Source organism: Capnocytophaga sp. oral taxon 326 str. F0382, assembly GCF_000318295.1.
In the GTDB taxonomy this organism is placed as follows: domain Bacteria; phylum Bacteroidota; class Bacteroidia; order Flavobacteriales; family Flavobacteriaceae; genus Capnocytophaga; species Capnocytophaga periodontitidis.
The window spans coordinates 1-8,292 of the sequence record NZ_KB291435.1 but is presented as its reverse complement, the minus strand read 5'-3'; the positions used below and the strand labels follow the sequence as shown (position 1 = coordinate 8,292).

12 protein-coding genes and 1 pseudogene are annotated in these 8,292 nt (G+C 43.1%); 12 read left to right on the top strand and 1 reads right to left on the bottom strand.

Annotated elements, in window-relative coordinates; genetic code table 11:
* Both HMPREF9073_RS16000 and HMPREF9073_RS10370 read left to right on the top strand, forming a co-directional pair.
* Positions 1–217: pseudogene (locus tag HMPREF9073_RS16000) on the top strand (hypothetical protein); the annotation flags it as partial.
* A gap of 39 nt (positions 218–256) precedes the next feature.
* A complete protein-coding gene (locus HMPREF9073_RS10370) occupies positions 257–625 on the top strand; it encodes a hypothetical protein (RefSeq protein ID WP_009413702.1) in 369 nt (122 codons plus the stop codon).
* A 191-nt stretch (positions 626–816) separates the two neighbouring features.
* Here the strand turns inward: HMPREF9073_RS10370 and HMPREF9073_RS15730 are convergent, their stop codons facing one another.
* Complete coding sequence (locus tag HMPREF9073_RS15730; protein WP_009413701.1) at positions 817–993, bottom strand: hypothetical protein; 177 nt, start codon at positions 991–993, stop codon at positions 817–819.
* 38 nt (positions 994–1,031) lie between these two features.
* On the opposite strand from HMPREF9073_RS15730, the gene HMPREF9073_RS10365 reads away from it, so the two are divergent.
* Genes HMPREF9073_RS10365 through HMPREF9073_RS10320 form a run of 10 tightly spaced genes read left to right on the top strand, consistent with a single transcriptional unit; the run spans position 1,032 to position 8,236 of the window.
* Entirely contained in the window at positions 1,032–3,110 is a 2,079-nt protein-coding gene (locus tag HMPREF9073_RS10365; RefSeq protein WP_009413700.1) for a phage tail tape measure protein, read from the top strand.
* Positions 3,111–3,115: 5 nt separating this feature from the next.
* Positions 3,116–3,754 carry a DUF6046 domain-containing protein gene (locus HMPREF9073_RS10360; RefSeq protein ID WP_009413699.1) on the top strand — a complete coding sequence of 213 codons (639 nt, stop codon included), beginning with the start codon at positions 3,116–3,118 and terminating at the stop codon, positions 3,752–3,754.
* The gene (locus tag HMPREF9073_RS10355) at positions 3,735–4,706 is read left to right on the top strand and encodes a hypothetical protein (RefSeq protein ID WP_009413698.1); all 972 of its coding nucleotides are present in this window, start codon (positions 3,735–3,737) and stop codon (positions 4,704–4,706) included. The genes HMPREF9073_RS10360 and HMPREF9073_RS10355 overlap by 20 nt, the downstream gene beginning before the upstream one ends.
* Positions 4,703–5,182, top strand: coding sequence for a hypothetical protein (locus HMPREF9073_RS10350; RefSeq protein WP_009413697.1), 480 nt, complete (start codon positions 4,703–4,705; stop codon positions 5,180–5,182). The genes HMPREF9073_RS10355 and HMPREF9073_RS10350 overlap by 4 nt, the downstream gene beginning before the upstream one ends.
* A complete protein-coding gene (locus HMPREF9073_RS10345; protein WP_009413696.1) occupies positions 5,173–5,406 on the top strand; it encodes a hypothetical protein in 234 nt (77 codons plus the stop codon). The genes HMPREF9073_RS10350 and HMPREF9073_RS10345 overlap by 10 nt, the downstream gene beginning before the upstream one ends.
* Before the next feature lie 15 nt (positions 5,407–5,421).
* Complete coding sequence (locus tag HMPREF9073_RS10340) at positions 5,422–5,730, top strand: hypothetical protein (protein ID WP_009413695.1); 309 nt, start codon at positions 5,422–5,424, stop codon at positions 5,728–5,730.
* Entirely contained in the window at positions 5,727–6,032 is a 306-nt protein-coding gene (locus HMPREF9073_RS10335; protein WP_009413694.1) for a hypothetical protein, read from the top strand. Before HMPREF9073_RS10340 ends, HMPREF9073_RS10335 begins: the two co-directional genes overlap by 4 nt.
* Before the next feature lie 7 nt (positions 6,033–6,039).
* Entirely contained in the window at positions 6,040–6,939 is a 900-nt protein-coding gene (locus tag HMPREF9073_RS10330; RefSeq protein ID WP_009413693.1) for a site-specific DNA-methyltransferase, read from the top strand.
* Between the two features lie 3 nt (positions 6,940–6,942).
* Positions 6,943–7,785, top strand: a complete 843-nt coding sequence (locus tag HMPREF9073_RS10325) for a hypothetical protein (RefSeq protein WP_009413692.1) — start codon at positions 6,943–6,945, stop codon at positions 7,783–7,785.
* Positions 7,778–8,236 (top strand): hypothetical protein, encoded by a 459-nt coding sequence (locus HMPREF9073_RS10320; protein ID WP_009413691.1) that lies wholly within the window; start codon positions 7,778–7,780, stop codon positions 8,234–8,236. The genes HMPREF9073_RS10325 and HMPREF9073_RS10320 overlap by 8 nt, the downstream gene beginning before the upstream one ends.
* Positions 8,237–8,292: the final 56 nt, after the last annotated feature.

The following is an 8,292-nucleotide window of genomic DNA, read 5'->3' as shown; positions in this document are numbered from 1 at the left end:
AATGGCACTGAAAGCTAAAGCTCCTAAAGGACAATTACACCGCATTGCGCCTTTCCCTATCACGGTGAACTATCAACCCGATAATCAGCCTTTGGTAACCCATATACTAAAGAATTGTGAGTTCCAAAAAACACCTTTTGAATGGAAGGAGGGCGATATGCACAAAGAAGTAGAATTACCACTCATTGTAAGCCACGTAGTAGATAAAAGCATTTAGTGGGTAGCACCCACAAGCAAGTATTAAAAAGAAGTAAAAATGGAAGATAAATACACATTTGTAGAAGACAACCCTTACGCTTTTGGTGAAAAGCCTGCAACTATTTGTGGGCTTGCGCCAGAAGAGATACAAAACCTTAAAGAGGAACACGGCGAGCTGGTACTGGTAGAAGTATCGGCAGAAGGTAAAACCCACCAAGTAATTTTCAAAGAGCCTACCTTTAAGCACTTAGAAGCTATTACCAAAATTTCCAAAACAGATGAAGTAAAAGCTGCGCAGGCTGCCTATATCAATTATGTAGTAAAAGCCGACGAAGCCATTGAAAAGCGTGATTTGCTCAAACTCAAAGCTGTAGAAGCCCTAATGGTGAGGGTACAAAACACCAAGGCAACCGCAAAAAACTTATAGGCTCACTACAATGTGAGCCCAGTGAGAAAGAAGAGTGGAAAGCTGAGGCACTGATTCGTGCTAACTTTGGGGTAGACCCCGAAAGTCTGCAAGCCAGTCAGTGGTGTAAGCTCTATGCCCAAGCAATGTGGTTAGAGCATTGGCGTATGCAAAACCAAGCCGAATTATTTAAGGTGCTTATGGGTGGGTAACTACTTTTTGTGTAGTTGTAAGGCAGGAAAGCCGTAGTGAAGCAAACCGCAAGCGGTAAACACTATGAGCATTAGGCAAGCCCAAGCCCCTCCAAACCCAAATATCCATTGGGTAAAACAACCTCCTAAAAAAGTAATGAATGATAGGCAATAAACGAACCAAAAGAGTGCTTTCATAATACAAGACGTTTTACACGGCAAAGATACAAAAAAAAATGAATAATACTTTCAATTACGGAATAAATTTTAATGTAGCAGGCGACAGCCAAGTATCTGCCGTATTTGTTAACTTGTTTAGGAATATGGAAGTACTGCAGGCGGAGGTTACCCAAATCAACCAAAGTCTGCATACTTTTTCAGAAAACACTACCAATGCTATTGAAAATGTAGGGCGAACGGTAAGAGAAAACTCAAGTACCTCCTTGATGACGTTTAAAACCTTTCTTGAGCTCACGGATAGGGTAGCGTCTTCAGTAAGCAATCTATATGCTCCTGGTGTTGCCTTAGAGAAGAATCTTGCCGAGCTTTCGGCTATTACAGGGGTAACGGGCGAGGGACTGAAAGCTATAGAAAAGGCGGCACGTGATACTGCTAAAACCTTTGGTACTTCGGCAGTAGATAACGTGGAAGCCTATAAGATGATGCTTTCACAACTTAGTCCCAATATTGCCAAAAGTAGCGAGGCAATGAAGCTGATGGGCGAGAATGTGAATATACTCTCCAAGCAGATGGGAGGCGATACCATAGCTGCTACTGATGTACTCAACACCTCGCTGAATCAATTCGGGGTGAGTATGGAAGATCCTATCAAGGCGGCAAAGGTGATGACCGAGATGATGAATGTGATGTCTGCCGCTGCCCAGAATGGCTCGGCTGAACTACCGCAAATTAAGCAGGCATTGGAGCAGGTGGGTATGGTGGCTAAGACTACAGGGCTATCATTTGCCGAAACGAACGCCTATATTCAGCTCCTTGACCAAGCAGGTAAGAAAGGTAGCGAGGGAGGAGTAGCTTTGCGCAACGTACTGACAACCCTTTCTGAAGGTCGCTTTACCTCCAAACTTGCTGCCGACGGACTGAAAGCAGCGGGTATTAGTACCGACTATTTAGCCGATAGTAGTGTCCCCTTACACGAACGCCTAAAGGCTTTACGCAAGATACAAGGCGACACTGCCCTAATGACCAAGGTATTTGGTAAAGAGAATATGTCGGCAGCCATTGCCCTTATCAATACCGCCGATGAGGCTGAAGTGATGACGCAAAAGATAGAGGGAACGAACTCGGCAATAGAGCAAGCTGAAGTGATAATGGAAAGTACCGCCGAAAAGAACGCACGCCTTACCGCACAAGTGGAAGACTTTAAGATTTCTATTTTTAATACTACAAGTGGTGTATTTGGTTATGCGGGAGCTATCAGTGATATGGTGCAACAAATGACGGGACTTGCCCCGTTGCTAATGGTAGTTTACAACGGTATTACCTTTCTAACCAATGCCGAAAAACGCGCCGCCTTATGGTCGGGTATTCTATCCGTAAAAACAGCCGTATGGGCAGGCGTTACCAAAGCAATGGCAGTAGCACAGGGCATACTGAATGCCGTAATGAATATGAACCCTATATTCCTCATCATTACCGGCGTTGCCTTACTTATCGGCTACATTGCTACAGCAATTACCTACTTTGACAGTTTTGGAAGTACAATGCTACTTCTCTTAGGGCCAATAGGAGCTATCATCAGTGCCTTTATGATGATTAAACGACATTGGGATAGCATCATCGAAGCCTTTAAATCAGAAGGTATTTTAGCTGGTTTTAAACGTATAGGCTTAGTGCTATTAGATGTAATAATGGCACCACTACAAAAGATATTAGGCTGGGTCGCAGAGCTCACTGGTTGGGAGTGGGCGGCAAATGCTTCTGGAAGTGTAGAGGAGTTTCGCAAGAATATGGACTTAGTCTCTGATGAGGAAAAGGCAAACACCAAAAAAGAAGACGATAAACCTCAAGAAGTAACGGTAGTAGAAAACAAAGACAGCTTTGACCTTACCAAAAACAAACCTACTGTGCCTACCGTTGGGGGTGTGGCAGCTACCAAAACAATGAACAGCACAGGAGTGGGTGGCGACAAAGGCAAAAGTGAAAACAAAGTGCGTAACCTTAGTATCGGCAAGATGATGGATAATTTTAACGTGTATATGAATACCGAGAAGGGTATAGATAAGCAACAACTCCTACAAGCAGTAAGAGAAGTGTTACTAACTGCTACTGCCGATTTTGCCGGTGCAAATGATTGACGAATATGATACACTTTAACTTTCAACCCCAACCCGAAACAATTGTTAAAACGGTAGCCTTAAACTTGGCTTTTCGCTTTGGTATGCAAACGGGCAAGCCTTTAGAGGTTAAGAAGTTTGACGGCGAGTTTGTCGCAATGAGCGACTTAGAAAACCGCCCTTGGCTTACCTCCTTGCGTATGAGTACCCACCACGAGGGCGAGCGTTACAGCTTATTGTTCCCCGAAGTGATTATCTCAATAACCCAACAGCGCAATATCGTTACTACTCCCCTGCAAGGGCGTGACGGCACGATTAAGGAGTATATCAGCAATGGTGATTACAGCATTACCCTCGACCTCGCCATTACCGATTATGAAGGCGAACCAGGGGAGCAATCCGACGAAACGTTTTTATTGCCAAAGCAGGACTACCCACTAAGTCAGGTAGAAACCTTGCGAAAGCTACTCACTACTCCCGAAGCAGTGGAAGTAGAAAGCGACTTTCTCTATGCTTTTGGTATCAAGTCGGCAGTAGTAACCTCTTTCTCATTGCAACAGGAAACACACAGCAATCGCCAAAGCGTACAAATACAAATGCTATCCGATGAGTCTTACGAAATAAAACAGATACAACAAGACGAGTATGTTAAGATTAGTAAGTAGAATAACGATAGAGGGCGAGCAAAAGTGGATATTTACGGCTCTTTCGGAGTGCAACATTGTAGAAGATACAAGCAGCCTTACCGATACTTGTGAACTAAAACTGCCACGCAATATTCGCTGGCAAGGCTATGTAAGTGAAAAAGGTACACCCCCAATCAAGCGAGGCGACCGTATTACAGTAGAGCTCGGTTATGATGATGATTTAAAAGTACGCTTTGCAGGTTATATCCGTTCGGTAGATGCCAAAGTGCCTATCACCATAAAATGCGAAGACGGTATGTTCCTGCTCAAAATGTTAAAAGCCGAGCCTAAAGCCTTTAAGAACGCTACTCTCAAAGAGATAGTAGAACATCTGCTCAAAGGTACAAATATCAGCTACAAACTCATTGATGACAATATACAAGTAGGTAGCTGGCGTATCACCCAGCCCAACGTATCGCAAGAGTTGCAGGAGTTAAAAGACAAGGTAATGCTTAGTAGTTACTTTAGGTTTATTGACGGCAAATCGGTGTTGTATATCGGCTTAGCCTACCCTATAGATAACCGAGAAAAACACCTTTTTAGGCACGGCAAAAACATCATCAGTGAGGACTTTACTTACCGTGATAAAGACGATATAAGGGTACGCGTAGAGGCACAGAGTTTCAACGCTAAGCATAAGAAAATCACCTACGAGTACGGCGACAAAGACGGTGAAGTAATAAAACTCCGCATAGATGGACTGACAGAAGAGGAACTAAAGAAGTACGCACTGCAGGCTTTGGAACGCTACAAGCAAAGTGGTTTTAAGGGCTCGTTTGAAACCTTTGGTGTACCCGAAGTAAGCAAGTGCGATATGGTAGAAATACACGCCTCCGATGGCAATAGTGGTACTTATTTAGTGAAAAAAAATGAAATTAGTTTTGGCACCAACGGCTATCGCCAAAAGATTGAATTAGGGAATGCATTATGATAAAAGAATTGATACAACAATTAGCCAATACGGGGCAGGAACTATACGCCAAGGTGTGCGAGGTAACTTCTGTAGATGAGGAGGCTAAAACCGCTGATGTAAGTCCCTTAGACGGCAGTTCACCCATTAACGATGTGTATTTAGTAGTAGATTTTGAGCAAGGAGGTTTTTACCTACAACCAAAAGTAGGTTCGCTGGTATGTGTAGCTTTTATCAACAAAGAAACAGCAATAGTAGTAGGAACCTCCGAGCTGGAGAAAGTAGAATGCACCTTGGGAGGTTTTACCCTAAAGATAGAAGACGGAAAACTGCAACTCAAAAATGAGCAAGTCGATTTTAAAACCCTTTTAAACGACCTTTTAACAGAACTTAAAAACGCTATCATTCAAACTCCCGCAGGCCCTGGCAACTTTGCTCCGAATAATGTAGCAAAGTTTGAAGAGATTAACAACAAAATAAACGCACTATGGCACTAAACAAACAAGCCCTTCAACAAGGCATTATTGCCCTTCTGCAGGATATGCTTGCCAAAACCGATAACAGTATAGAAGAGTATGCCGAGCGCTTAGCCTCACTTATTGACGCCTTTGTCAAGAGTGGTGAAGTAACAGTAGCCCCTGGTATCACTGTAAACACAACAGGAACGGCAGCCGCCCAAACGGGTGCTACTATAAGTGAAGGAAAAGGGAAAATAACTTAAAAAACACATATCACAATGGAATGGATAACAGAAGTACTTAAAGAGCATTTTGGTTCGTTTATCGGTATGGTATTATCGGGGTTAGCAGGTTGGTTTTTCGGAAGGCCTAAGCAACAAATGGAGCTCCAGACCTCCGAACTTGACAATGTAGACAAGGCTGTGAAGATATACCGAGAGATGATAGAAGACTTAGGCTCCAAGTACGCTAAGGCTATTGAGGAGCTCAAACACGCTAACCAGCGCATTAAAGACTTAGAAGCCTCTGTGGAGGAACTTCTTACCGAATTAAAGAAGTACAAGCAACTCAACGGAAAAGCAAAATGACAATAACAGCCCTACATAATCAAAGCCTATTAGACCTCGCCCTACAACACACGGGCACGATAGAAAGCGTCTTTGAGTTTGCTGAAGCGAACAGCCTCAACATCACCGATGATGTACAGGCAGGAACTCCCCTCTACTTGGGAGAGGGGTTGGGGGTGAGGAACGAAATACTCGGCTACTACACCGCTAAAAACCTACAACCTGCAACGGCTTTCACCAAAGAAGACGAACAAGTTGCTAAACGCCTTGAGGGTATTAGTATATGGGCAATAAACCTTGATTTTATAGTAAGTAAAGAATAAAAACCTTATGAATAACCTACAATTATACAACGCCGATAACTTAGAGGTAATGGCAACCCTTCCTGATGAGAGTATTGATGTGATTTGCATCGACCCTCCGTACTTGTACCTCAAAAATCAAAAGCTGGAACGCCCTTTTGACGAACCCAAATTCTTTGCCGAATGCAAACGCCTCCTTACAAAGAAAGGCTTTATCGTACTATTTGGGCGTGGTACTTCCTTTTACCGTTGGAATACTATATTAGACGGCTTAGGCCTTGTATTTAAGGAGGAAGTTATTTGGAATAAAAAAAGAAGTACTACACCAACGTTAGCTATTGGAAGAAGACACGAAACTATCTCTATTTACTCAGAAAAAGGTAATATTAACAGATGTAAGATACCTTACATTGAAAAGAAAAAGTATAATATAGATTCTTTGGTATCTGATATAAAGGTGATTAAAAGTGCAATAAAAAATAGTGATAAATTAGATGATATATTAAAGTTTTTAGAAGGAGACACCTCATTATTATATTTGAAAAGTTTTAAAAAACATAAATGGGGAACGGGAATAAAAAGGAATACATTGAGGGAAAATGATAATACGTTGGTTCTTATAAAGTCTATTGTGGAAGGAGCTAATGAAGAAAGTATTATGATAGAAGGTCTGGATGCATTTTATTCCTCAATTCACCCCACTCAAAAACCTGTCCGCCTCTTAGAACGCCTTTTAGCATTGGTTATCCCAAAAGACAAACCCCGCAATGAAATAGTAGTAGCCGACTTCTTTGCTGGCTCTATGAGCTGTATGGAAGCCGTTCACAATATGGGTATGTGTGGCATTGCTACCGAAATAGACGAAGAGTACTTCGAGAAAGGCAAACAGCGCATTGAGAGCTTACAACCCCTAATTATCAATCATTAACCTATGGCACGTACTATACAAGAAATACAAAACCTTATTCTCCAAGCCAAAGCACAAGAGCCTACACTGAGCGAGCTCAATAGTACCTCCAAAGTGGCTATATGGCGATTGTGGGTATATATCATAGCCGTAGCAATATGGAGCTTAGAGAAGCTGTTCGACCAGCATAGAGCGGATATAGACAAGCGTTTAGCAGAACTCAAACCCCACACAGCACGTTGGTACAGAAGCAAAGCCCTTGCCTTTCAATACGGCTTTGACCTATTGCCCGACAGTGATAAGTTTAATAACCAAGGGCACACGGAGGAAGCCATAGAAGCCAGTAAGATAGTGAAGTACTCGGCAGTAATAGAAAGCAAAAATGAGGGGCGTTTGATAGTGAAGATAGCAGGCGAACAAGGCGACACGCTCCAACCAATCACCGATGCCCAAAAGCAAGCCTTTGAAGCCTACTTGCAGGAAATAAAAGATGCGGGCGTACGCCTATCGGTAGTGAACTACCAACCCGATGTGCTGCACTTGCAAATGAAAATCGTTTATGACCCGCTTGTATTAGATAGCAACGGACAGAGTATCATCCACGCTACCAAGCCCGTAGAAACGGCAATTAAAGACTATTTAAAACGCCTGCCTTTTAATGGTGAGCTCGTATTAGCGCATCTTATTGACGCGCTCCAACAAGCCGAAGGTGTGAAGATACCGCACTTGGTATTGGCACAAAGTAAGAACATCACCAGTAGTGGCGAGTATGGGGCTTTTGAAACGATAGAGATAAACAAAATACCCACCGCAGGCTACTTTACGATAGACAACTTCAACGATATAACCTACGTTAGCAATGTATAACCTAAACATCGACAAACTGCTCGTACTGCTTACCCCTACCTTTTTGCGAAAGCCAAAGTTGGTGGCGTGGTTAAGAATGTTGGCAACACCCTTGCACAAAGTGCTATACGACTTTCAGCGAGCTCGCCAAGCCGACTTGTACAACTTGGCTCACAACAGCCAAGTATGCTACCTGCGCAAGGCTCTCAATGATGAGTTCGACGACGAACAACGGCGTATCCGTATTGAGGACGGCAGGCAGAAACAAAGGTTGTATATCTATCCCCGCAGTGCTAATAAGCCTTTGTACTTAGGCAAAGTATTCCTCTACGAACGAGGCGACTATATCGACGGCGGAGTAGATTTTATAGTAGTCCTCCCCAAGGACTTAACATACGACAAATATAAACTTGAAGCCCTCGTGAACTTCTACAAGCTCGCAGGCAAACGATGGGAGATTAATCATAACTAAAACCGTTACCCCGTACGGATTGTCCCTCCCTTTCGGGGAGGGGAACGGGGAGAGGA

Bases quoted from the DNA above. Each gene is read 5' to 3' on its own strand.
- HMPREF9073_RS10370 (WP_009413702.1), top strand. From the start codon at position 257: ATGGAAGATAAATACACATTTGTAGAAGACAACCCTTACGCTTTTGGT.
- HMPREF9073_RS15730 (WP_009413701.1), bottom strand. From the start codon at position 993: ATGAAAGCACTCTTTTGGTTCGTTTATTGCCTATCATTCATTACTTTT.
- HMPREF9073_RS10365 (WP_009413700.1), top strand. From the start codon at position 1,032: ATGAATAATACTTTCAATTACGGAATAAATTTTAATGTAGCAGGCGAC.
- HMPREF9073_RS10360 (WP_009413699.1), top strand. From the start codon at position 3,116: ATGATACACTTTAACTTTCAACCCCAACCCGAAACAATTGTTAAAACG.
- HMPREF9073_RS10355 (WP_009413698.1), top strand. From the start codon at position 3,735: ATGTTAAGATTAGTAAGTAGAATAACGATAGAGGGCGAGCAAAAGTGG.
- HMPREF9073_RS10350 (WP_009413697.1), top strand. From the start codon at position 4,703: ATGATAAAAGAATTGATACAACAATTAGCCAATACGGGGCAGGAACTA.
- HMPREF9073_RS10345 (WP_009413696.1), top strand. From the start codon at position 5,173: ATGGCACTAAACAAACAAGCCCTTCAACAAGGCATTATTGCCCTTCTG.
- HMPREF9073_RS10340 (WP_009413695.1), top strand. From the start codon at position 5,422: ATGGAATGGATAACAGAAGTACTTAAAGAGCATTTTGGTTCGTTTATC.
- HMPREF9073_RS10335 (WP_009413694.1), top strand. From the start codon at position 5,727: ATGACAATAACAGCCCTACATAATCAAAGCCTATTAGACCTCGCCCTA.
- HMPREF9073_RS10330 (WP_009413693.1), top strand. From the start codon at position 6,040: ATGAATAACCTACAATTATACAACGCCGATAACTTAGAGGTAATGGCA.
- HMPREF9073_RS10325 (WP_009413692.1), top strand. From the start codon at position 6,943: ATGGCACGTACTATACAAGAAATACAAAACCTTATTCTCCAAGCCAAA.
- HMPREF9073_RS10320 (WP_009413691.1), top strand. From the start codon at position 7,778: ATGTATAACCTAAACATCGACAAACTGCTCGTACTGCTTACCCCTACC.